The organism is Polynucleobacter sp. MG-27-Goln-C1 (assembly GCF_018881905.1).
In the GTDB taxonomy this organism is placed as follows: Bacteria; Pseudomonadota; Gammaproteobacteria; order Burkholderiales; family Burkholderiaceae; genus Polynucleobacter.
In genome coordinates this window covers 682,362-706,417 of sequence record NZ_JACVPM010000002.1, presented here as the reverse complement: position 1 = coordinate 706,417, position 24,056 = coordinate 682,362, and the positions used below count along the sequence as shown (strand labels likewise).

20 protein-coding genes and 2 pseudogenes are annotated in these 24,056 nt (G+C 46.8%); 11 read left to right on the top strand and 11 right to left on the bottom strand.

Annotation, left to right across the window (positions count from 1 at the left end; translation table 11 throughout):
• Window positions 1-2,328, bottom strand: a complete 2,328-nt coding sequence (locus tag ICN14_RS07695; protein WP_216225844.1) for an NADP-dependent malic enzyme — start codon at window positions 2,326-2,328, stop codon at window positions 1-3.
• Window positions 2,329-2,412: 84 nt separating this feature from the next.
• On the opposite strand from ICN14_RS07695, the gene thiL reads away from it, so the two are divergent.
• From thiL to ICN14_RS07680, 3 genes are read left to right on the top strand one after another with little or no spacing between them, the layout of a single operon-like run.
• Complete coding sequence (gene thiL, locus ICN14_RS07690) at window positions 2,413-3,435, top strand: thiamine-phosphate kinase (protein WP_216225843.1); 1,023 nt, start codon at window positions 2,413-2,415, stop codon at window positions 3,433-3,435.
• Window positions 3,432-4,013: a phosphatidylglycerophosphatase A gene (locus tag ICN14_RS07685; protein WP_216225842.1), complete on the top strand. Its 582-nt coding sequence runs from the start codon at window positions 3,432-3,434 to the stop codon at window positions 4,011-4,013. Before thiL ends, ICN14_RS07685 begins: the two co-directional genes overlap by 4 nt.
• Complete coding sequence (locus ICN14_RS07680; RefSeq protein ID WP_216225841.1) at window positions 4,010-4,534, top strand: CinA family protein; 525 nt, start codon at window positions 4,010-4,012, stop codon at window positions 4,532-4,534. The genes ICN14_RS07685 and ICN14_RS07680 overlap by 4 nt, the downstream gene beginning before the upstream one ends.
• Before the next feature lie 18 nt (window positions 4,535-4,552).
• Here ICN14_RS07680 and corA read toward each other — a convergent pair whose 3' ends face one another.
• Entirely contained in the window at window positions 4,553-5,524 is a 972-nt protein-coding gene (gene corA, locus ICN14_RS07675; RefSeq protein ID WP_015420400.1) for a magnesium/cobalt transporter CorA, read from the bottom strand.
• Window positions 5,525-5,598: 74 nt separating this feature from the next.
• On the opposite strand from corA, the gene pyrF reads away from it, so the two are divergent.
• Complete coding sequence (gene pyrF / locus ICN14_RS07670) at window positions 5,599-6,444, top strand: orotidine-5'-phosphate decarboxylase (RefSeq protein WP_216225840.1); 846 nt, start codon at window positions 5,599-5,601, stop codon at window positions 6,442-6,444.
• 28 nt (window positions 6,445-6,472) lie between these two features.
• On the opposite strand, the gene mtgA is transcribed toward pyrF, so the two are convergent.
• Genes mtgA through mpl form a run of 6 tightly spaced genes read right to left on the bottom strand, consistent with a single transcriptional unit; the run spans window position 6,473 to window position 13,156 of the window.
• A complete protein-coding gene (mtgA, locus tag ICN14_RS07665) occupies window positions 6,473-7,213 on the bottom strand; it encodes a monofunctional biosynthetic peptidoglycan transglycosylase (protein ID WP_216225839.1) in 741 nt (246 codons plus the stop codon).
• Between the two features lie 17 nt (window positions 7,214-7,230).
• On the bottom strand, window positions 7,231-8,139 hold the full coding sequence (gene aroE / locus ICN14_RS07660) for a shikimate dehydrogenase (protein ID WP_216225838.1): 909 nt from the start codon (window positions 8,137-8,139) through the stop codon (window positions 7,231-7,233).
• Between the two features lie 41 nt (window positions 8,140-8,180).
• Window positions 8,181-9,041: a cell envelope integrity protein TolA gene (locus tag ICN14_RS07655; RefSeq protein WP_216225837.1), complete on the bottom strand. Its 861-nt coding sequence runs from the start codon at window positions 9,039-9,041 to the stop codon at window positions 8,181-8,183.
• On the bottom strand, window positions 9,025-11,013 hold the full coding sequence (locus tag ICN14_RS07650; protein ID WP_216225836.1) for a ribonuclease catalytic domain-containing protein: 1,989 nt from the start codon (window positions 11,011-11,013) through the stop codon (window positions 9,025-9,027). Before ICN14_RS07650 ends, ICN14_RS07655 begins: the two co-directional genes overlap by 17 nt.
• Window positions 11,014-11,015: 2 nt before the next feature.
• Entirely contained in the window at window positions 11,016-11,744 is a 729-nt protein-coding gene (gene fabG / locus ICN14_RS07645; protein WP_216179542.1) for a 3-oxoacyl-ACP reductase FabG, read from the bottom strand.
• Between the two features lie 2 nt (window positions 11,745-11,746).
• Entirely contained in the window at window positions 11,747-13,156 is a 1,410-nt protein-coding gene (mpl, locus tag ICN14_RS07640; RefSeq protein WP_216225835.1) for a UDP-N-acetylmuramate:L-alanyl-gamma-D-glutamyl-meso-diaminopimelate ligase, read from the bottom strand.
• A gap of 26 nt (window positions 13,157-13,182) precedes the next feature.
• Here mpl and ICN14_RS07635 point away from each other — a divergent pair, with 26 nt between their 5' ends.
• From ICN14_RS07635 to ICN14_RS07610, 7 genes and pseudogenes are all read left to right on the top strand, one after another.
• Window positions 13,183-13,710 carry a TlpA disulfide reductase family protein gene (locus tag ICN14_RS07635; protein WP_216225834.1) on the top strand — a complete coding sequence of 176 codons (528 nt, stop codon included), beginning with the start codon at window positions 13,183-13,185 and terminating at the stop codon, window positions 13,708-13,710.
• A 249-nt stretch (window positions 13,711-13,959) separates the two neighbouring features.
• Entirely contained in the window at window positions 13,960-14,409 is a 450-nt protein-coding gene (aroQ, locus tag ICN14_RS07630; RefSeq protein ID WP_216225833.1) for a type II 3-dehydroquinate dehydratase, read from the top strand.
• A gap of 36 nt (window positions 14,410-14,445) precedes the next feature.
• The gene (gene accB / locus ICN14_RS07625; protein WP_216225832.1) at window positions 14,446-14,910 is read left to right on the top strand and encodes an acetyl-CoA carboxylase biotin carboxyl carrier protein; all 465 of its coding nucleotides are present in this window, start codon (window positions 14,446-14,448) and stop codon (window positions 14,908-14,910) included.
• 52 nt (window positions 14,911-14,962) lie between these two features.
• Window positions 14,963-16,327 (top strand): acetyl-CoA carboxylase biotin carboxylase subunit, encoded by a 1,365-nt coding sequence (gene accC, locus ICN14_RS07620; protein ID WP_216225831.1) that lies wholly within the window; start codon window positions 14,963-14,965, stop codon window positions 16,325-16,327.
• Window positions 16,328-16,361: 34 nt separating this feature from the next.
• Window positions 16,362-17,291: pseudogene (gene prmA, locus ICN14_RS10380) on the top strand (50S ribosomal protein L11 methyltransferase); the annotation flags it as partial.
• 45 nt (window positions 17,292-17,336) lie between these two features.
• Window positions 17,337-17,909, top strand: a complete 573-nt coding sequence (locus ICN14_RS10375) for a DUF3426 domain-containing protein (RefSeq protein WP_370624830.1) — start codon at window positions 17,337-17,339, stop codon at window positions 17,907-17,909.
• A gap of 57 nt (window positions 17,910-17,966) precedes the next feature.
• The gene (locus tag ICN14_RS07610; RefSeq protein WP_216225829.1) at window positions 17,967-18,926 is read left to right on the top strand and encodes a carbohydrate kinase family protein; all 960 of its coding nucleotides are present in this window, start codon (window positions 17,967-17,969) and stop codon (window positions 18,924-18,926) included.
• A gap of 81 nt (window positions 18,927-19,007) precedes the next feature.
• Here ICN14_RS07610 and ICN14_RS07605 read toward each other — a convergent pair.
• The 3 genes and pseudogenes from ICN14_RS07605 to ICN14_RS07595 form a co-directional block, all read right to left on the bottom strand.
• Window positions 19,008-19,447: pseudogene (locus tag ICN14_RS07605) on the bottom strand (histone H1-like DNA-binding protein).
• A 334-nt stretch (window positions 19,448-19,781) separates the two neighbouring features.
• Window positions 19,782-20,966, bottom strand: a complete 1,185-nt coding sequence (locus ICN14_RS07600) for a ribonucleotide-diphosphate reductase subunit beta (protein ID WP_216225828.1) — start codon at window positions 20,964-20,966, stop codon at window positions 19,782-19,784.
• 46 nt (window positions 20,967-21,012) lie between these two features.
• Window positions 21,013-23,979: a ribonucleoside-diphosphate reductase subunit alpha gene (locus tag ICN14_RS07595; protein ID WP_216225827.1), complete on the bottom strand. Its 2,967-nt coding sequence runs from the start codon at window positions 23,977-23,979 to the stop codon at window positions 21,013-21,015.
• Between the last annotated feature and the right edge of the window lie 77 nt (window positions 23,980-24,056).

Genomic DNA, 24,056 nt, shown 5'->3' with positions numbered 1-24,056 from the left:
TTAAGCTACGCCCCTGGCATTACTAGCTGCCTCAACTACCGCTAAAGTGGTCACATTCACAATACGACGCACAGTAGCCGATGGCGTGAGAATATGAATTGGCTCAGCAGCGCCTAAGAGCAACGGTCCAATGGCAATACCATTGCCAGCAGCAGTCTTTAACAGGTTGTAAGAAATGTTAGCGGCATCAATATTAGGCAGCACGAGCAAGTTCGCATCACCCTTTAAAGAAGATGAAGTAACTGCACTGGCACGAATACTTTCATCCAAAGCGCTATCGCCATGCATTTCACCATCCACCTCAAGTGCTGGATCTGCTTTTTGAATCAAAGCCAACACTTCACGCATTTTGATTGCGGATGGCGCATTACTTGAGCCAAAGTTGGAATGTGAAAGTAATGCCACTTTCGGTACAAGACCCAACTTACGCATTTCGCTCGCAGCCATCAAGGTCAACTCAGCCAACTGTTCAGCAGTAGGATCGATATTCACATGGGTATCCACCAAGAATACTTGGCGGCCGGGCAAGATCAAGCCCGACATCGCGCCATAAACATTCGCACCAGGCTCGTGACCAACTACCTCATCTACATACTTCAAATGCGTAGCTGAATTACCAACCGTTCCACAAATCATGCCATCAGCCATACCTTTGCTGATCATGATCGAACCGATCAAGCTATTACGACGACGCATCTCTAGCTTGGCAAAAGATTCGGTAACGCCCTTACGCTCAGTCAAGGCTAAATAGGTTTGCCAGAAATCACGATAGCGTGGATCGTTCTCGGGATTCACAATCTCAAAGTCTTCGCCTGATTTAATGCGCAAACCAAACTTCTCGATGCGATGCTCGATCACTGCTGGACGACCAATCAAAATCGGGGTAGCTAAATGCTCATCAATGATGATTTGTGCGGCACGTAATACTCGTTCATCTTCACCTTCGGCAAACACGATACGTTTTTGTGCGGCAGGCACACGTTTAGCAATGCTAAATAGTGGCTTCATCAAAGTACCGGAGTGGTACACAAATTGTTGCAACTGATTGCGGTATGCATCAAAGTCTTTAATCGGACGTTGAGCAACACCATCATCCATTGCCGCCTTAGCAACCGCGGGTGCGATGACAGTAATCAGGCGTGGGTCAAATGGTTTCGGAATTAAATACTCAGGACCAAAAGATAAGTTCTCAATGCCATACACAGAGGTCACTACTTCGCTCTGCTCAGCTTGCGCCAACTCCGCTACAGCCCTCACTGCGGCGACTTCCATGCCGCGAGTAATGGTGGTTGCACCAACGTCTAATGCACCGCGGAAGATGAACGGAAAGCACAATACGTTATTCACTTGATTTGGATAATCAGTACGGCCAGTTGCCATGACTGCATCAGGACGAACTTCTTTTACTTCTTCAGGAAGAATCTCTGGTGTTGGATTTGCCAAGGCAAAGACCAATGGCTTAGGCGCCATCTTCTTAACCATGTCTTGCTTCAACACACCACCAGCAGAAAGACCTAAGAAAATATCGGCGCCTTCAATTGCTTGATCTAGTGTGCGTAGTTCTGTCTCTTGGCAGAATGGCTCCTTCTCAGGATCCATTAATTCTTTACGACCTTTATAAGCAACGCCAGCCAAGTCAGTAACCCAAATATTCTTACGCGGGATACCAAGGTCAACCAATAAATCTAAACAAGCTAAAGCAGCAGCGCCAGCACCCGAGGTAACTAACTTCACATTGCCGACATCTTTACCAACCACTTTTAAACCATTGAGAATTGCAGCAGCAACTACGATCGCAGTTCCATGTTGATCATCATGAAAGACGGGGATCTTCATGCGAGCTTGTAACTTACGCTCAACCACAAAACAATCTGGCGCTTTGATGTCTTCTAAATTGATGCCACCGAAAGTAGGCTCAAGTGCTGCAATGATTTCAACTAATTTATCTGGATCGTTTTCATTCACTTCGATATCGAAAACATCAATGCCAGCAAATTTCTTGAAGAGAACTGCTTTACCCTCCATCACTGGCTTACTTGCCAATGGTCCAATATTTCCCAAACCTAAGACTGCAGTGCCGTTAGTAATGACACCAACTAAATTACCGCGCGCCGTGTACTTGAAGGCATTTGCAGGATCCTTAACAATCTCTTCGCAAGGAGCAGCCACACCGGGCGTATACGCAAGCGCCAAGTCTCGCTGATTCGTTAGTTGCTTTGTGGGGGCAATCTCAATCTTTCCCGGGGTAGGAAACTCGTGATAGTGGAGAGCAGCCGCTCTTAAATCCGCTATTTGCTGTTCTTTGCTGCTATTACTTGGTTTACTCATCAGTTCACTCATCAATCAGGCGTGTTCAAGCTTCTAATTCTATTCCTCTCGGATGGAAGACTCCCAAGAGCCATAAAATGGGGCATGCAATCTCAAACATCCCCACTCGGCGAATTTGACTTGATTCAGCGTTTCTTCAAAACGCAGTCAGAGCTCATGCTTGCAAACAATCCTGGCCAGGTGAAGCTGGGGATTGGTGATGACTGCGCTCTACTCAAAATCGACCCCACTGAAGAAATTGCGATCACCAGCGATATGCTGGTCTCCGGGCGACACTTTTTCCCAGATGCTAATCCAGAGTGGCTGGGCTGGAAAGCCCTAGCAGTCAACCTCTCAGACCTGGCAGCCATGGGTGCCAAGCCTTTGGGCTTTACTTTGGCACTGGCATTGCCAGACCCAAATCCAAGCTGGCTGGAGGCCTTTAGTAGAGGTTTATTTGCCATTGCCAATGAATATGACTGCCCACTGATTGGTGGCGACACCACTGCTGGCCCACTCAATATTTGCGTCACCGCCTTTGGCAGCATTCCAAGAGACAAAGCCATTCGAAGATCGGGGGCATCGGAAGGTGACGACATTTGGGTTTCAGGAACCGTTGGTGATGCAAGACTTACTCTTGCTGCACTGCGTCATGAAATTGAATTATCAAAAGATGATTTAGCGCTTGTTGAGGCACGCATGCACCAACCCACCCCCAGATTGAATTTAGGTATTGCCTTAAGAAATGTAGCTAATTCCGCTTTAGATATTTCTGATGGCCTCTTGGGCGATCTGAGACACATCCTCAAACAATCAAACAAAGATGCAGAAATCTTTTTAGACCGAATTCCAAAATCCAACACGCTACTCAAACAATCACAAACCATCCAGAATCAGTACACTGCGAGTGGTGGAGATGATTACGAGCTGTGCTTTACTGTCCCCAGTAGCAAACGGGATGTCATTACCAAAATAAGTGCAGACCTAAATCTTCCACTCACTCAAATTGGTAGCATCAAATCCATGCAACACTCAGCACCTGAGATATGCATCATCGATAGCGATGGGAAAGAATTAAATTCTCAGCAAGCAGGTTTGCTGCTGAAATCTTTTGATCACTTCGCATGAATACACAAACCAATTCACCAGACTCCTCCATGTTGACTCCAAATCTCAAGTGGGTATTTAGCAAACCCAGCCGCGCCCTGGCGTTCGGTATGGGTAGTGGTTTGGCGCCATTTGCACCTGGTACCGTCGGAACTCTCTGGGCCTGGGCTGCATTCTTGATAGGCGAATATTTTCTATCTACTGAAGCTTGGTTATGGGTCATCGGAATTGGAATATTGCTGGGCTGTTGGATCTGCGGACAAGTCAGTGAGGAGTTAGGAAAAAAAGATTTTGGTGGCATTGTGTGGGATGAAATAGTTGCATTCTGGCTCGTATTGATTTTCATCATGCCAGCAAGCCTATGGATACAAATTTTGGCTTTTGCACTCTTCCGATTTTTTGATGCGGTCAAGCCAGGTCCGATTGGAATGATTGATCGACACTTTAAACATTTAGAAGGTGGCGATAATTCCTCTCCATCCAATTTTGGTTTAATACTTTGGCGCGGCTTCGGAATTATTGCCGACGATTTAGCTGCAGCATTTTTCACCCTACTCACCATGACGCTTTTACTTATTGGATTGAGCTATATCTCATGAAAAATAATAACGATCCTCAGCATGAACTAGCGAGAGCTGTTGCCCTACTTCTCATGGGTCGAGGTTGGAAAATTGCCTTAGCTGAATCCTGTACCGGCGGCCTTGTCTGCGCAACCCTGACGGATTTAGCAGGCTCAAGCGATTGGCTTGAGCGAGGCTACATCACCTATAGCAATGCCGCAAAATCCGAATGCTTAGATGTTCCAGCAGAAACAATTGAATCTTTTGGCGCAGTAAGTGAGCCAGTTGCTAAAGCGATGGCTGAGGGGGCACTACGCAATGCAAACGTCAATGCCGCCATCTCCATCACTGGCATCGCTGGCCCAACAGGTGGCTCACCTGAAAAACCAGTTGGCACTGTCTGCTTTGGCTGGGCAATTAAAGAGAGCATTGGAAATGATGTAATCAATACCGCCACACTGACCAGGCATTTCAACGGTGATCGTCAAATCGTGCGGGAACAAGCCCGCGACTTTGCGCTCTCTCAATTTCTGGAATTGATCAAACCCAAAAACGCCTAACAAGGTAGCGCTACAGAATTAGCGTGAGCTTAACCAACCCTTGTGGCGGAAGTAGCCCAATGGAATCATCGCTGAAATCACCATAGAAATAATGGCAACTGGATAACCCCAAGTCTGTTCTAGCTCAGGCATGTAGCGGAAGTTCATGCCCCACACACTAGCTAATAAAGTAGGTGGCATTAAGGCAACTGATACCACCGAGAAGATCTTGATGATCTTACTTTGGTTCAAATTAATAAAACCGACTGTCGCATCCATCAAGAAGTTAATCTTATCGAACAAGAACGCGGTATGGTTTTCCAGTGAATCAATGTCTCTCAAAATCTGACGCGCTTCTTCTTGCTGCTCGTCGGACAATAATTTGCTACGCATTAAGAATGACAAAGCACGACGGGTATCCATTACATTGCGACGAATGCGTCCGTTCGTATCTTCTTCCTTAGCAATTGTTTCGAGCACTTCTTCTGCATCGTTATCAGTGATGTCATCTTGCAGTACGCGCTTACCTGCTTGCTCAAGGTTTTCATAAACCTCTTCCAAAGCATCGGCGGAATACTCAGCATCGGTGGAATACAAGTCCAGCAAAACGTCTTTTGCATTACTCACTGAACCTGGGCGCAAACGGGCGCGCAAACGCACCAAGCGGAAAACCGGTAAATCTTCATCATGAATAGAGAACAAAACTTGCTTGGTCATCACGAAAGCGACTCGCACGTTACGAGAAGTTTCTTCTTCATCCAATAGGAAATCGGTACGAATATGGAGGTGGCCGTCATCTGCCTCGAAATAACGCGCAGAAGCTTCTAAGTCACCCAAATCATCTAATTCAGGCAAAAGAACGCCAAAAGCCTCTTTAATCCATAGGAGCTCTTCCTCTTCAGGGTCAACAACGTCGATCCAGATAGGGTTGGAGTATTGCAACAATTCATTGCGATCTTCCACTTGCTCTTGAGAGAGGCGGCCATTTTGCAGGACGAACAAGTTGATCATGGTGAACTCCTAAGGAATGGTCGCTAGTTTATCCTATAGCTCATGACAGTTTCACTAAAATAAGCTTAATCCCAATGAACTCCAGTCCAAATACCTTTACCCAACAACTCCAGTCCGCATGGGCTTCCCAAGGCAGTATGTTGTGTGTGGGCTTTGATCCAGATCTTAAGCGCTTGCCCACTGCATTTCAGGGTAAGCCTGAGGGGATTTTTGAGTTCTGCCGCGAGATCGCTGATGCCACCGCGGATACTGTTTGCTCCTTTAAGCCCCAGTTCGCCTACTTCGCCTCTCAAAGAGCCGAAGCTCAACTAGAAAAACTGACTCGATACCTCAAAGATAAATATCCCCATATCCCCGTCATCCTGGACTCCAAGCGTGGGGATATCGGTAGTACAGCAGACCACTATGCATTAGAAGCCTTTGAGCGCTACGGTGCAGATGCGGTGACCGTGAACCCCTACATGGGCTTTGACACAATCGAGCCCTACCTAAAGCACGCTGGCAAGGGCGTGATTGTTTTATGCCGCACCTCAAATCCAGGAGGCTCTGACCTTCAGTTCTTGAATGTGACCCCCAATGGCGAACCGCTTTACCTGCATATTGCCAAGCTGGCCGCACAGAAATGGAATAGCTCCGGTCAAATTAGCCTCGTAGTTGGCGCAACCTTCCCTGAAGAAATTGCCAAAGTACGTGCGATTGTGGGTGAGATGCCTTTGCTTATTCCGGGTATCGGCGCCCAAGGCGGCGATATCGATGCCACTATTGAGGCTGGCGGCATTCCCAATAAACCAGGTACCGGCATGATGATTAACTCTTCTAGAGCAATCTTATACGCAAGCTCAGGCAATGATTTTGCTGAAGTAGCCAGAAAAGTAGCCATCACAACGAGAGATGCATTGAGAGCTGCAGCTAGTAAATAAAAAGGAGTTGGGTCAAGTTACGGCAGACCTATCGCGCTTTTGGTTTTGGGGTGGGCGTTAAAGCCACTCTATCCATGTTTTCCAAAATAAAGTCTTGTCTTGTAGGGAAATGAATATTGGCTTTGCGGCAGTACTGCGCTTTGTCGAAACACTTTGGAGCTGGTAATGCAGAGGCTAATGCTGCCGCCTGTTCGCGATCAAGCGATGCTGGCTTCACTCCATAGTAATGTTGAGAGGCAGCGCCAATGCCAAAGATGCCCTCACCCCACTCTACTGAATTGAGATAAATCTCGAACAGCCTCTGCTTAGACAGTATTACTTCAAGCAGGCCCGTAATAATCAGCTCCTGAGCTTTGCGAAAATAATTCTGCTCTGAAGAGAGGAAAAGATTCTTCGCTAGTTGCTGGGTAATTGTGGAACCACCACGTAAAGCAGTTTTGGCTTTACCGCCATTTTGATTTAGCTGTGAATTTTTAGCCCATGCCTTTTGCATATCCTCCACTCGCACACCCATATGCTGAAAGAAGATGTCATCTTCACTCACCAAAACCGCACGTTTGAGATTAGCCGCGATTTTGTCGTAAGGAACCCAAGAAGACTGTACCGGGCAAGACCAAGACAAGCCACAAAGCCGCCAACGCTCCGCCCTCTGAAATGCAGTGCTACTTGGATCTAGCACTACCCACAATCCAATCTGAATGACAAAGTACATTTGCATGGCAACAAAACCACCCAGCAAACATTTCAGAAGATAAGAAAGCCAGCGCATCGAAGCTTAGCTAGAAACTATGAAGTGCGAAGCTCTGCCAATACGGCGCGAGGATCAATCGCATCAGCAAGCGTAGCGCCATGCCAAATCAAGAAGGCGTCAGCAGCCTGCTCTACTAGCATGCCCAAGCCATCGCTTACCCGTGCACCGCGATGTAATGCTTGTTGCATAAACGCAGTAGCTTTGCCGTAGACCATGTCATAGCCAAAAGATTTTGGAGTAAAAATATTGCTTGCCGCCACATCACTAATTGGTGATGCGTCAGATAGACCAGCAGCAGTGGCATTAATAATGAGATCAAAAGGAGATGTAGTCTTCCCAGCATCTTCAAGATCACTTAAAGAAACTGACCGTAATGCAACACCCAGTGAGCCAGCCAAGCTACCAAACAAGCGAACCAATTCATCAGCCTTGGCATTGGATCGATTGGCAATCATTAATTCTTTCGGCAATTGCTCTAGCAATGGACCCAGCACCCCACGCGAAGCACCACCTGCCCCCAATAATAGAATTCGGGAGCCTTTAATCTGAATGCCCTGTGCTAATAGGTCTCTGACTAAACCAGACCCATCGGTGTTGTCACCAAAGATTTTTCCATCTTCAATACGCAAAGTATTTACAGCGCCAGCCAGCTGCGCACGCGGCGTTAATACATCTGCCAGTGCCTGGGCATCCAACTTAAATGGAACAGTGACATTCATACCTTTACCGCCAGCAGCAAAGAAAGATTGCGCAGCGGTTTTAAATTCATCAAGCGCAGGCTGCAAACGTCCATAGTACATTTTTTGATGTGACTGCTCAGCGAACCGTTTATGAATAGCAGGCGATTTGCTGTGTGAGATCGGATTACCCGCGACCGCATAGACGTCCACACCAGGAAATTGAGTGGGATCGGTATGCAACTCAGCGGAAGTAGCTTGACTCATAGTGACTACAGGATAAGCGAAATTGATTGATGCCTGCTGAATTAAGGACGCAAATCCAAGCGATCGGATCCATCTCTTGTGAAATCAAAAGTCGACACCCAATCCAGGATATCAATCTGATTGCGCATTTCCACAGGGAAAACTCCAAAGGGAGCGGAAGCTCGAACAATCGCTAAGGCCTGGCGATCTAACTCAGGATTGCCAGAGCTGCGCCCAATACTTAAGCCATCTTTACCCTGGCCATTATTGGCAATGCGTCCTTGCGCATCTACACTCACCACAATCACTAAGCTGCCATACAGCGGCCTACCATTAGCCCGTGGGAAAAATGCGCTTCCATAAGCCTCAATCTTTTGACGCATAGCATCGTAATACTGCGCAAAGACAACCGCCTTCGTACTAGCTCCCGTCAAGACCTTACGACGAGGCTCTCGGCCATTGACTTGCAAACGCTTCGCTAACTCAGCTTCTAAAGAATTCAACTGCGACATGGTTTTTTTCTCATCACCACTTTTGCGACCACCCGCTAGTGCCCGATCTGCTTCGAGCTTGGCCAGCATTTGTTTTTGTTGTTTCTCCAAAACTTCAAGGCGAGCATCTGCACCAAGCCTTGCTCGGTGTAATGCGCTTGCATCCTGGTTAGGGGTATTGCCGCCCCCATGCAAATCTGCCTGAGCTAATTTATTCGCCTGCTTAGGCGCTACCTGATTGCTAGCATTGACTAAGACAACGCTTAGGGGCGTATTTAAACGACGATTCTCTATTTCTCCCATCCCCCAGCGAAACGATAAAAAGATCAGGTGGGCCAAAATCGAGAGTCCTAAGGCATAGCCAAATGGGTAGCGGCGCCAACTACCATCTAAACGAGTAACTAACTGAGTCAGCTTAGGTGGGATTTGCATCACTCTCAGGTACTTCTGGTGTTTCGATATGAAGCACTCGTACTCCCGCAGTGAGCTGCAGAAGATCCACATCAGCAATACTCACTTCAGCTCGAGTCATACGTGGGTGGGTAGCCAACTCTGGAACCGGTAGATGCAATGGCACGGGCTCTACTCGGGACATACCCTCCTTAAGATGTCTCACAAAGACTTGCTTAGGAGCTTCACCCTGAGCAACCCAGCGCAAGCACCAATATTTCTCAAGGCGATCCTGGTATTCACCGTAAGCTGAATAGCAAGCTTCAAAATCGGCGGCAATACCCATTAAAGCGGCATCTCGAGGTGGGAATGGTGCCACCATCTTGGCAGTGATGCCATGCTTAGCTATCGAAATCAACTGCCACTGATTCACTAAATCTGAATAACGACGCAGTGGTGAAGTGCACCAGGCGTAGTAATCCAAGCCCAATCCTTCATGAGGACCAGGGGTGGTCTGCATACGTGTACGCAAAGGACCCCAGCCCTTTTGAGTGCGGAACAAACCAGGTATCCCATGATCTGCCAACAAACGCCCTGAAGCGCTATTGCAATAAATCATCCACTCAGCAACGATGGTATCTAAGATCGAACCGCGTTGGCGCGGAGTAATTTCTACCCGCTGTGAACCATCAATTTCTTTGATTTGAAAATGAAAGTCTCTCGCTAAGGCGCTGGGATCCAAGACACCTAATTGCTCCGCACGCAATCCATTTACTACTCGTTGCTCCTGGCGCCCTGCATGCAATAGCTTTGCTGCGGCCCACAGCACACCGAGCTCTTGACGATACGCATAGTCAGACGATTCATCAGCCAGACTTTCTTCCGTTACTAGATGCTCTAAATTCTCTAAGCGTAGATTTGCTCCCATAGGGACCATCTCAGCACGCAACTGCAGCGTCTCTTTGTCTACGACTCCAACCGCATCGATGTCCACATAAATCGATAAAGCTGGGCGAGCGGCACCCTCATCCAATGAGAACTGCGAAATCACTGTGTCGGGCAACATCGTAATCTTGTCGCCAGGGAAATACACCGTAGACATACGAGTGCGCGCGACCTTATCTAAAGCGTCATCCTTAGTGATCACCAAACCAGGCGCTGCGATATGAATGCCAATACGATGCCCACCACCCTCAAGAGCAGTCACCGATAAAGCGTCGTCAATTTCAGTAGTACCTGAATCATCAATTGAGAAGGCAGTCACTTCAGCTAAAGGTAATTCTGAAATAGCGGCATCTAATGCAGCTTGCTCAACAACCAAACTCTGGTCATGTTCAGCGCCCCGAGGGAAGTGCGCCTTTAAGAACATCCCCTGGTGATATTGCAAAGGTGAATCAATCGCACCACAACGGATCATCAATTGGGCAGGTGATTCTCCTGATTCAGTACAGGCAGCAATCAATGCTTTGTAGGCAGTGGTATTTTTATCCGGAGAAAACAGAAGTTGATTTGCTTGAGGCTGAAGTGTTTCTGGAAACACGCCCGCTATCAACTCCTTTTGCCATGCAGCCTGTTGCTCTAATTCTTTTTGCTTGCGCTCGAGCGCAGCCAGACCAGCCTGCAGCTGCTCTAACGGCGCCCTTTGAAAACGCCCACGCCCTTTGCGACGAAAGAATACTGGCGCTCCTTGCAGAGCGATAGCTAATGCCGTCTGTTGCGGGATGCTGGCTTGTGCACCAAAGTACTCATGTGCCACATCAACCAAACCAAACTCTTCTTCAGGCGCGCAATCCCATAAGAACTGCAGATCAATCTCCTTAGATAAAGTATTTGCCTCATCCATTAATGCTTGTGGTTCTGGCTTTTCAAAGCGTAGCCAAACTTCTTTGGCTTTTAGTTTGATCTTTTTCCCGGACAGGCTCGTCGCCTGCCAAGATTCAGCATCTCCAGCACCCGAGGCGGACTGGACTGTGGCGACCTTGATGTCACCACCCTCTTCATATAAAAGATGCATGCTTAGAGAGAAATCCCGCCGCTGGCCTCAAGTGCAACGCCATTGACATAGCTAGCTTCATCGCTCGCTAAGAATAAATACACGTTCGCCATTTCTTCTGGAGTACCTAAGCGGCCTAACCAGCTGCGTCTTTCAATATCTTTCAGAATATTTTCTGGCATGGCTTTGACCATCTCAGTAGCAATAAAGCCTGGGCACACTGCATTTACCCGAATACCTTTTGCACCCAATTCACGCGCCCAAGTTTTAGTAAAACCAATGACACCAAATTTCGTAGCGGAATAATTTGTCTGGCCAAAGTTTCCATAGATACCGACAACACTTGAAGCATTGACGACAGCGCCCTTGCCTGCCTCCAACATGTGCGGCACTACTAATTGCGTGCAATTGAATACACCCTTCAAATTGACATCAATCACCGTATCAAATTGTGCTTCCGTCATTTTGACTAAGCGGGCATCTTGTGTGATGCCCGCATTGTTAATCAAGATATCAATGCGCCCGTGACGTTGCATGATTTGATCAACAGCCGCTTCAATACTTGCGCGATCAGTCACATTCATAACATAGGCTTCTGAGCCTGGAATGAGATCGACTGCAGCCTTCACTGCCTCAGGGTTCACATCTGCAATCATGACTTTCGCACCTTCTTGCGCAAAGCGCTTTGCCGTTGCGAAACCAATGCCTTTTGCGGCCCCAGTAATGATGGCTACTTTATCTTTTAATCTCATGCTCATTGCTTTGCTTTCTTTTGTATTGCGGTCAATATTTTTTGGTGCACGCCACCAAAACCGCCATTACTCATCACCAAAATGTGATCTCCTGGCTTTGCTTCATTTGCAACCGCCTTAACCAAAGCGGATAGGTCATCAAAGGCTGCAGCACGATCGTCACTCTTTGTATTTAATGGGGCTAAAACTTCGTTTAAATCCCAACCCAAAGAATCTTTACCGGCACTAGCGCCATAAGCAAAAATCTTGTCGGCCGCCTCCAGACTATTGGGTAGCTGAGCTTTCATCACTCCGAGTTTCATCGTATTAGAACGTGGCTCCAGCACCGCCAAAATTCGGGACTCACCCACACGTCGACGCAATCCATCTACCGTAGTAATAATCGCTGTGGGGTGATGTGCAAAATCATCGTAGACCGTCACTTCATTTGCTACACCAATTGTTTCTAAACGGCGCTTCACATTTTTGAACTCAGCAAGCGCACGCGCTGCATCAGTCGGTGCAATGCCAATGTGATTTGCGGATGCAATGGCTGCCAATGCATTGAGTTGATTGTGTCGGCCCATGACGCCGGAGTCCGGAGCCCATGCAACCGTTGTAAGCTCTTTGCCATCTTGCAAAACAATGAAGCCATCCGCCGCTTGAGAAATTAAAGACCAGGCATTGTTTTTATCTTGCCCAAACTTTTCAACAGGCGCCCAAGCACCTCGCGCGATCACCCTCTCCAGAGCGGGCTCTTCACCATTGACCACAACAAGACCATTACCCGGTACCGTACGTACCAAATGATGAAACTGTGTTTCGATTGCAGCAAGATCAGCAAAGATATCAGCGTGATCAAACTCAAGATTATTTAATAACGCAGTGCGCGGACGATAGTGAACAAACTTACTACGCTTATCAAAAAACGCGGTGTCGTATTCATCTGCTTCGATCACAAAGTATTTACTCTCACCTAAGCGAGCAGATACCGTGAAATTCAATGGCACTCCACCAATTAAATAACCCGGCTTGTAGTCATTGAATTCTAAAATCCACGCCAACATGGCAGAGGTGGTTGTTTTACCGTGCGTACCAGCCACAGCCAATACATGTCTATCAAACAATGCTTGCTCACCTAGCCACTGTGGTCCAGATGTGTAAGGAAGTCCCTGATTAAGAATGGCTTCCATCAACGGATTGCCACGAGAAACGACGTTGCCGATTACAAATAAATCCGGCATCGTCTCAAACTGTAATAATTGGTCGGGCGAGAATCCCTCGATGAGCTCAATGCCCTGCGCCTCAAGCTGAGTACTCATTGGTGGATACACGTTGGCATCACAGCCAGTTACACGATGTCCGGCCTGCCGAGCGATTGCGGCAATGCCGCCCATGAAAGTACCGCAAATGCCCAAGATATGAATATGCATTGGGGAATTTTAGCTAAGGAGTAGCAATGAACCGAAGACAGTGGATTAGCATCATCGCAATTAGTCTCGCAGCGCTCGTTGCGGGAGTCCTCACTTCGCAATGGATTTACAAAACAGGTCTCGCAAGTGACCCCGCTATCAAAGCCTTTTTTGCCAACCCATGGCAAACGCCTGATGGAAAATCAGCTGATACTGAACAATGGCGAGGAAAAGTCCTGGTAGTGAACTTTTGGGCCTCTTGGTGCCCTCCATGTGTTGAAGAAATGCCGACTTTAGACAAATTGCAGGCGGAGTTTAAGGCTCAAAATGTCTTATTTGTCGGCATCGGTATCGATTCACCCTCTAATATTCGCGAATTCCTAGAAAAAACCCCAGTTTCTTATCCTATCGTCATTGGCGGGCTAGAGGGCAGTAATTTATCCAAGCAAATGGGGAATAGCCAAGGCGCCCTTCCATACACCATCATCATTAATACCCAAGGTAAAGCTACAAGCAGCAAATTAGGCAAGATAAGCGAAGAAGAGCTCAGAAAAGCCATTAAATCGGCTTTATAAGATATTTTAAATGCCATTGAGCATTCAGAATATGGGTAAGAATTAGGCATTTCTTACCCAAACCTTGCAATATCTGCTCTTAAAATCCTAAAAATTGCTGATTGATGGTCCATTTTTTGGACTTCTCACCAGAGTCTGGGGGTATACTTTCCCAGTACTTGGTGAAGAGGATTCTTCATGAAGTACACAGTTTTAGAGAAGCACTTTATTAACGTAATTAAACCTAACTGCCTCTAAAAATATCGATTTATGTCGAAAAATACTTCAATTCTCGTTATCCAAGGCCCCAACCTCAATCTGTTGGGCACCCGTGAGCCAGAGGTTTACGGTAAAACCACCTTAGAAGATATTCATACAAAGCTTGGCACGATCGCCAAGTCTCACTCTGTCGATTTATCCACCTTCCAAAGTAATCACGAAGGCGAGCTGATTGACCGAGTTCAAAAGGCCAAACAAGATGGGGTGGATTTCATCATCATCAATCCGGGTGCCTTTACGCATACTAGTGTTGCCTTACGCGATGCCTTGGCTGGGGTTGCTATCCCATTCACGGAAGTTCATCTATCCAATATTCATCAGCGTGAAGAATTCCGCAAACACTCTTATCTATCCGATATCGCTACTGGCGTGATCTGTGGATTGGGAGCGATTGGATACGAATTAGCCTTGCAGGCAGCAATTGCGCGTTTGCAAAAATAAAGATTAATTAAGAATTACAAGAGAGGAAGCCTTTCCATGGACTTGAGAAAACTAAAAACCCTAATCGACCTCGTTTCTGAATCAGGAATTTCTGAATTAGAAGTGAATGAAGGTGAAGATCGTGTTCGCATTGTGAATGCCGGATCTCCAGCTCCTGCCGGTCAAGTGGTTTACGCTAATCCAGCACCGGTTCAGGCAATGCAAGCCGCTCCTGCAGCTACACCAGCTGTTGCTGCACCAGCTGCCGAAGAAGCGCCTGCTGAAACTGGCTTTGTAGCTCGCTCACCAATGGTGGGAACCTTCTATCGCGCTCCAAATCCTGAGTCTCCAGACTTTGTCAAAGTTGGCGATACAGTCAAAGTTGGTCAAACGCTGTGCATCATTGAAGCAATGAAGCTCCTCAACGAGATCGAATCTGAGCAAGCCGGTGTCATCAAGCAAATTCTGTGTGAAAACGGCCAAGGTGTTGAGTTTGATCAGCCGCTATTCATCATCGCTTAATAGATCTCCCTTAGATCTACTCCAATCCACTGTTACTTAACTCAGAGCCGACATGTTCGATAAGATTCTGATTGCCAATCGCGGAGAAATTGCTCTCCGTATCCAACGCGCATGTCGCGAGTTGGGAATTAAAACTGTGGTGGTGTTCTCAACCGCAGATAAAGAAGCCAAATACGTGAAGCTTGCAGACGAAGCTGTCTGCATCGGGCCTGCCCCCTCACCACTAAGCTACCTCAATATGCCCGCCATCATTTCTGCGGCGGAAGTAACGGATGCTGAAGCGATTCACCCAGGCTATGGCTTTCTCTCTGAGAATGCCGACTTTGCTGAACGTGTTGAGAAATCAGGTTTTGCATTCATTGGCCCAACTGCTGCCTCAATTCGCCTGATGGGCGATAAGGTTTCAGCTAAGCGCGCCATGATCAAAGCGGGCGTTCCTTGCGTTCCTGGATCTGAAGGCGCATTGCCTGACAATCCAAAAGAAATTATTGCTACCGCAAAAAAGGTGGGTTACCCAGTCATCATTAAAGCTGCAGGCGGTGGTGGCGGTCGCGGTATGCGCGTAGTACACACCGAAGCCGCATTACTAAATGCTGTCAACATGACCAAAGAAGAAGCAGGTCGCGCTTTCGGCAACCCAGAAGTCTATATGGAGAAGTTTCTTGAGAAGCCACGCCACGTAGAGATCCAGATTTTGGCCGACACCCATGGCAATGCCATTTGGTTAGGTGAGCGTGACTGCTCAATGCAACGTCGCCACCAAAAAGTGATTGAAGAAGCTCCAGCACCGGGCATTGATCGTCGCTTGATTGCAAAGATTGGTGAGCGCTGTGCAGAAGCTTGTAGAAAAATTGGCTACCGTGGCGCTGGTACCTTCGAATTCTTGTACGAAGATGGTGAATTCTTCTTTATTGAGATGAATACCCGCGTTCAAGTGGAGCACCCAGTCACCGAAATGATTACTGGGGTGGATATTGTTCAGGAGCAAATTCGTATTGCTGCAGGCTTAAAACTCAGCTATCGCCAGAAAGACATTGTTTTCCGTGGTCACGCCATTGAATGTCGTTTGAATGCAGAAGATCCGTTTAAGTTCACACCAAGCCCAGGAAAAATTGGTTCGTTCCACATGCCAGGTGGCCCTGGAATTCGTGTCGACTCACATGCCTACAGTGGTTATGTTGTGCCATCTAATTACGATTCCATGATCGGTAAGCTGATTTCTTACGGCAATACTCGCGAACAAGCGATTCGTCGTATGCAAATTGCGCTCTCTGAAATGGTGATTGATGGCATTACAACCAACGTACCTCTACATCGCGAACTCATGCTCGATCCGAACTTTATAGAGGGCGGCACCAGCATTCACTATCTGGAACATCGCCTCGAAGAGCAAGCCGCCAGTCGCGGCAAGCCTTAAGCTCTAGGTCAATTGATGTCGATTTGGAATCAGCATGTCCTATCGTGAACTCGTTTTCACGGTACCCGCAGAAATTGCAGAGCCTTTAGGTGACGCATTGCTGGAGGTGGGCGCACTCTCCGTCACCGTTGAAGATGATGCTGCTGGTGGTTACGATGAAAATCCACTTTATGGCGAGCCAGGCCTCTCACCGGAAGTTCAGGCTTGGGATCGCTCTTCAGTAACCGCCTTATTTAATCCAGAGATTGATGATTCGGATGCGGTGAACTTCATCCCCGAGCTCCTCGCATCGCTCAAAGAGGCAGGATTCAGTCTTCCAGCTCCGCAAGAAAAAATTGTTGAAGAACAAGACTGGGTTCGATTAACGCAAAGTCAATTTGCCCCAATCCAAATTGGTAAGCGTATTTGGGTAGTGCCCTCTTGGCATGAAGCACCTACTGACCCGAATGCAATTTGCTTAGCAGTTGATCCTGGTCTGGCGTTTGGTACTGGCAGCCACCCCACTACGCACCTTTGCTTACTTTGGCTTGAACAAAATACGCAACTTTCAAATCAAAGCTTGCTTGATTACGGCTGTGGATCTGGAATTCTGGCCATTGCCGCCGCAAAACTGGGATGCAAACCAGTTGTGGGCACTGACATCGATCCACAAGCCATGGTTGCAGCTCGCTGCAATGCAGAAATCAACAATACGACCATTCGTTTCGTTCTGCCCAATGAAAATGCTCCAGAACTTGCTGCGGAAACTAAATATGACATCGTGATGGCGAATATTTTGGCCAACCCACTACAAGTTTTAGCGCCAGCTTTGGTAAACAAGATGCGTCCAGGTGGAAAAATCGTTCTCTCAGGTGTTCTTGCACGTCAAGCAGAGGAAGTTATTGCAACTTATAGCCAGTGGTTAACTCTTTCAGTTTGGAAAGAAAGTGAAGGTTGGGTCTGCTTGCATGGCACGCTAGCTGAACAGACTGATAAAGCGAGCTTGACCGCTAAAAACACAGAGACTTCAGTGCCGGCTCAAAAAAAAAGTCTTAAATTAATCTTTCTTAGTCTTTTTTTCCTCTTGCTCATTATTTTCGGCGAGCATCTCTCTAGAAATTCCCTACTACCAACCTTAGCAACGCGTGTTGATGGCAGCTCTTCTGTGATTGCAACAAGTAGTTTTTCTCTTTTACAGAAGTTGGATGAGCAATTGTGTCGTGCACTAGGGTGCGTAAATCGCTCTGTAAGCAATTTTGCCGCTTGGAAAATAACTGCAGTCACCCTTTCGCCTGAAAACGCGCGAGAGGGGCTTAAAAACGTTTTAAACCAATCCGTACTGCAAGTTGAAATACAAAATCGTCTTGCAATCCCTGTTTTATTCCCAAATTTAGAAATTTCTCTCACCGATGCAGAGGAATCGGAGATTAAAACGATCCAATTTACCCCCCAAGAATGGTTGCCGACACCTTGGCAAGAATCGCATCCTGATTTTTTACGTCAAGGCGCTCCTTCTGGTGAAATCTTTTCATCTGCATTGCCGATTTCCCTCCCGCAAAATGCAGCAGGCTATCGCGTCAGAATTTTTTACCCTGAAAAATAGACTCCTAACTCCAATTCACACTCATTCCAATTGATTATTATTAGAAAGTAATTATTTATGGCCAGCTTGATCTGCGGTTCTATCGCTTACGACACCATCATGAACTTTGAAGGCAAATTTGCCGATCAAATTCTGCCAGAGCAGATTCACATCCTGAATGTCGCATTCCTAGTCCCTACAATGCGCCGTGAATTTGGTGGCTGTGCAGGCAATATTGCTTACAACCTAAGCTTACTTGGTGGCGACCCTATCATCATGGCAACGGTAGGTGGTGATGCAGCGCCATATCTTGATCGCCTCAAGCAACTCAAAATTGATGCAACGCACATTCGTCAAATTGAACAAGCATTCACCGCTCAGGCGATGATTACTACCGATCAAGCCAATAATCAAATTACCGCTTTTCACCCTGGTGCAATGGGTGAATCCCACCTAAACCAAGTTTCTACTGTGGTTGCCGAACGTAGCAAGAATGCTAAAGGCGCAGCAAAATTCGGCATCGTTGCCCCAGATGGTCGCCAAGGAATGTGGGAGCACTGCCATCAATTAGCTGAAGCAGATATTCCATTTGTATTTGATCCGGGCCAGGGTTTGCCCATGTTTAACGGTCCAGAACTGCTAGAACTCGTAGATATTGCAAGCTACCTCGCTGTAAATGATTACGAAGGTGAAATGCTTTCCCAAAGAACAGGTCTGAGCTTGGCAAAAGTGGCTGAGAGAGTAAAAGCATTGATCGTTACCAAGGGTGCTGAAGGTGCAGACATCTACTTTGAAGGTAAATGCATTGCGATTCCGCCAGTACCAGCAGCCAAAGTGGTTGATCCGACCGGTTGTGGTGATGCATTCCGAGGTGGACTGCTTTTTGGATTAGAAAATGGCATGGACTGGGAAACTACTGGTCGATTAGCCAGCTTAATGGGTTCAATCAAAATTACCCACCAGGGACCACAAAATCACCAAATGAGCAAAGATGAAATCGCGGCTCAATTCAAATCAGCGTTTGGATTTACCCTCTAAAGCCAATAATTCTTAAAAGTAGCAATAAAAAAGGGATCTCGTGAGAGATCCCTTTGAACTTCACACGTCTACAATCAGAGCTTATGGGCGTGTGCCAGTTGGGAAGGGCCAAGCAGCAGCAGGATTCAACGTTGTTGAAGCGGCAGCTTTTTTAGCCACGGGCTTTTTTACAGCTTTGCCCGCTTTCTTCGCAGCAGGCTTACTTACTTTTTTTTTGCTACTTTACGAGCTACTTTTTTAGCAGCAGGCTTCTTAGCAGCAGCTTTGCGAGCTACTTTCTTAGCAGCAGGCTTCTTTTTAGCTACTTTCTTAGCAGCAGGCTTCTTAGCAGCAGCTTTTTTAGCTACTTTCTTAGCAGCAGGCTTCTTCTTAGCTACTTTTTTAGCAGCAGGCTTCTTAGCAGCTACTTTCTTAGCAGCAGGCTTCTTCTTAGCTACTTTTTTAGCAGCAGGCTTCTTAGCAGCTACTTTTTTCTTTGCAGCTGGTTTCTTTGCAGCAACTTTTTTCTTGGCGATTGCCATAGTAATGCTCCTTCACGTGAGGATTAATACAAACTACCGATTAAGAAGACCCGACCTATTCATTTCCGCCTGGTTTTGCAACCATTTGGAGCCGACGAGCGAGCCATTCATCGGCGCGCGGCTTGATACTAAGTGCTGCACGCTAATGAATCCTGGAAAAAAAGCCGTGGCCCCAAAGGACAACGGCTTCTTAAATTTGCTGGAAAAAACGGAGAGAATAGCCCAGACACCCTTGGACAAGGGTTTTCGGATTTGAGTCTGGTTTTGCTGACTTTTAAAACTATCCAACCGTCTAATCTCCTATTTAGCCGGCCATGCGCTTTTAACTAACTACTTATTCCCAACTTAGCGCACCGCCAGTTTGATACTCAATAACGCGTGTCTCAAAAAAGTTTCTCTCTTTTTTCAGATCAATCATTTCTGACATCCATGGGAATGGATTCTCTTCATTTGGGAACATCGCGTCAAGTCCTATTTGCAAACATCTGCGATTACAGATGTATCTTAGGTACCCTTTGAACATCGGCGCGTTCAATCCAAGCACTCCGCGAGGCATCGTATCCTCTGCATAACGGTACTCTAATTCAACTGCTTTTTCGAAGATAGCTTTGATCTCGTCTTTGAACGCAGAAGTCCATAACTGCGGGTTCTCCAGCTTGATTTGATTAATTAAATCAATACCAAAATTGCAGTGCATAGACTCATCGCGAAGGATGTATTGATACTGCTCAGCAGCACCCGTCATTTTGTTTTGACGACCCATTGCAAGTATTTGCGTAAAACCAACATAAAAGAACAAACCTTCCATTACGCAGGCAAAAACGATCAACGATTTGAGCAACATTTGATCGGTTTCTAATGTGCCGGTTTTGAAATTAGGATCAGTCAAGACATCAATAAATGGAATTAAGAACTGATCTTTGGCACGAATAGACTCAATTTCGTTGTACGCATTAAAGATTTCGCTCTGGTCTAAACCCAAAGATTCCACGATATATTGGTATGCGTGAGTATGAATTGCCTCTTCAAACGCCTGGCGCAATAGATATTGACGGCATTCTGGGGCGGTAATGTGGCGATAAGTACCCAAAACAATATTGTTAGCCGCCAAAGAATCCGCAGTTGTGAAGAAACCAAGGTTGCGCTTAATGATGCGACGCTCATCTTCAGTTAAGCCATTTGGATCTTTCCAAAGCGCGATATCGCGATTCATATTGATCTCTTGTGGCATCCAATGGTTTGCACAACCAGCTAAATATTTCTCCCAAGCCCACTTGTATTTAAATGGCACCAACTGATTCACGTCAGTCTTGGCATTAATTACACGCTTATCAGCAGCGTTGACGCGCATAGCTGCGCCACCAGATAAAGCTGCGCTCGCAGTTGCTGCAGGTGCAGCAACTTGAGGGGCAATTGCGACCTCGTCTGCTTGTGGGCGCTGCGGCGCTGCCACAACTGGTTGCTGTGCGAGACCTGCTTTCGCTAGTGCCGGTGCAACTTCTTCTTCCCAATTCAACATAACAATCTCCTAAATTCTTTTCTTTTATAAATCAGCAAGCAAATACTTACTGACAAGCTTCACATTCTTCAAATCCAGCATCACCCGGGCGCATTGTGCAGGCAGGGCCATCCAATTCTTGCGCTGCTGATGCATCTGTACCATTTACGCCGCCACCGCTGGATACCGCATTCAGCTGCCCACTAGCAACAGTTGATTTCTCAACGTGCGTTGCAGCCATTGTGCGGAGGTAGTACGTAGTTTTCAGACCGCGCAACCAAGCCAACTTGTATGTGTCGTCCAATTTCTTGCCAGATGCACCACCCATGTAGATGTTGAGTGACTGCGCTTGGTCAATCCACTTCTGACGACGTGAAGCAGCTTCAACCAACCAACTTGGCTCCACTTCAAATGCAGTGGCGTACAAATCACGCAAATCTTGCGGAACACGATCAATCTTGGACAAAGTACCGTCAAAGTACTTCAAGTCTGCAATCATGACTTCATCCCAAAGGCCGCGATCTTTCAAATCACGTACCAAGTACTCGTTTACTACGGTGAACTCACCTGAAAGGTTAGATTTCACAAACAAGTTCTGGAATGTCGGCTCGATACAAGCTGATACACCAATAATATTAGAAATCGTTGCAGTTGGTGCAATCGCTACACAGTTGGAGTTGCGCATACCGTGCTGCTTGATGCGGGCACGTAAACCATCCCAATTCATTGTGGAAGAACTATCTACCTCAAGGTAGCCACCGCGCTCTGCCGCCAACAAGGCTACTGAGTCTTGTGGAAGAATGCCGCGATCCCACAACGAACCTTTGTATGTACTGTAAACGCCACGCTCTTCAGCTAACTCATTAGATGCTTGGTAAGCGTAGTAGCACACTGCTTCCATAGATGAATCCGCAAACTTCACTGCCTCATCGCTAGCGTAAGGAATGCGTTGCATATGCAAGCAATCCTGGAAGCCCATGATGCCCATACCAACTGGACGATGCTTCAAGTTGGAGTTACGCGCTTTAGCAACAGCATAGTAGTTGATATCAATCACGTTATCCAGCATACGCATTGCAGTGCGAATTGTTTTCTGGAGCTTCTCGTGATCCAAAATCATCTTGCCGGATGCATCGGTAGTCATATGCGCTGTCAAGTTCACAGAACCTAAGTTACATACTGCGATTTCACTTTCGTTTGTGTTCAGAGTAATTTCAGTACACAAGTTAGAAGAGTGAACTACGCCGATGTGTTGTTGCGGGCTACGAATATTGCAAGGATCTTTAAATGTGATCCATGGGTGGCCGGTTTCAAACAACATACCCAACATCTTGCGCCACAATTGTTGTGCAGGAATGCGACGGAATGGCTTCAATTCACCAGCATCTGCTTTTTTCTCATAGGCAACGTATGCCTCTTCAAAGGCCTTACCGAATTTGTCATGCAAGTCAGGTGTATTTGAAGGTGAGAATAATGTCCACTCGCCACCTTCCATCACGCGCTTCATAAACAAATCTGGGATCCAGTTAGAAGTATTCATATCGTGCGTACGGCGACGATCATCACCAGTGTTTTTACGCAACTCGAGGAACTCTTCAATATCCAAGTGCCATGTCTCTAGGTACGCACAAACTGCACCTTTACGCTTACCACCCTGGTTCACGGCAACCGCTGTGTCATTCACTACTTTTAAGAAAGGTACAACACCTTGTGACTTACCGTTAGTACCTTTGATATGGCTACCCAAGGCGCGAACGTTAGTCCAGTCATTACCCAATCCACCAGCAAACTTAGACAAGAGTGCATTCTCTTTTAACGCTTCGTAAATGCCGTCAAGGTCATCATCTACCGTTGTTAAGTAGCAGCTTGATAACTGTGGACGTGTTGTCGCTGAGTTAAACAAGGTTGGTGTGCTGGACATGAAATCAAATGTAGACAGGATTTCATAGAATTCGATAGCACGACGCTCACGATCCAACTCATTCAAAGACAAGCCCATTGCAACGCGCATAAAGAATGCTTGTGGCATTTCAATACGGCGATCTTCAATGTGCAAGAAATAGCGGTCATACAAAGTTTGCAAACCGAGGTAGTTGAACTGCAAGTCGCGGCTGGCATTCAAAGCAGCAGCTAAGCGCGGGAGATCAAACTCACGCATGCGTGGATCTAACAGCTCAGCAGAAATACCTTCGTTGATGTACTTAGCAAAATAAGTGCTGTATTCGGATTGCATATCGCCTTGTAAAACTTCGCGGCCTAAAATTTCTTTACGGATTACATGCATCAAGATGCGTGCTGTTACTTGACTGTATGCAGGATCTTTTTCGATCAATGTACGTGAGGCCAAAATTGCGGAGTCATACACTTGCGCCATCGGCACGCCGTCATACAAATTCTTGATGGTTTCAGTGATGATCGGAGTTGCATCAATGTTGTTGCCGAGACCTTCACATGCTGCCTCGATGATGGTGCGCAAGGCAGCCATATCCAACCACTTTTCTACACCGTTGTCAGTTACCTTGATACCTGACTCACCTGCTTGAGTTGCGGCTTGAGTCTCTTGAGTAATACCTTGTTGTGTTGCACGTTCTTGATTACGTTTTTCACGATAAAGAACATAGGCACGAGCAACGTTGTGCTCACCGCTACGCATCAATGCCAACTCAACCTGGTCTTGAATATCTTCAATATGGAAAGTGCCACCATTTGGGCGGCTGCGCAACAAAGCGCGTACTACTGAGTGCGTTAATTGCTCTACTTGCTCGCGAACGCGTGCAGAAGCGGCGCCCTGACCACCGTTCACAGCTAAAAATGCCTTTGTAACTGCAATGGCAATTTTGGATGGCTCAAATGCTACTACTGAGCCATTTCGGCGAATGATTTTGTAGTCAGACAACTGGGTGGCCTGGCCGCCACCTACCCCACCAGCTACAAAGCCAGCAGATGGGGCTTGGTTCATGGCTTCGGAGGGTGTCATTCCTGGGTTATTTGTGCCGGCAGTCTGTCCTGCTGTCTGGGGGTTGGCATATGTCATATTTTTCCTGCTTATATATAGTTATTAGGATAAAAAATCGTTAAAAAACAATAGGGTATTGCTGTATTCAAACACTA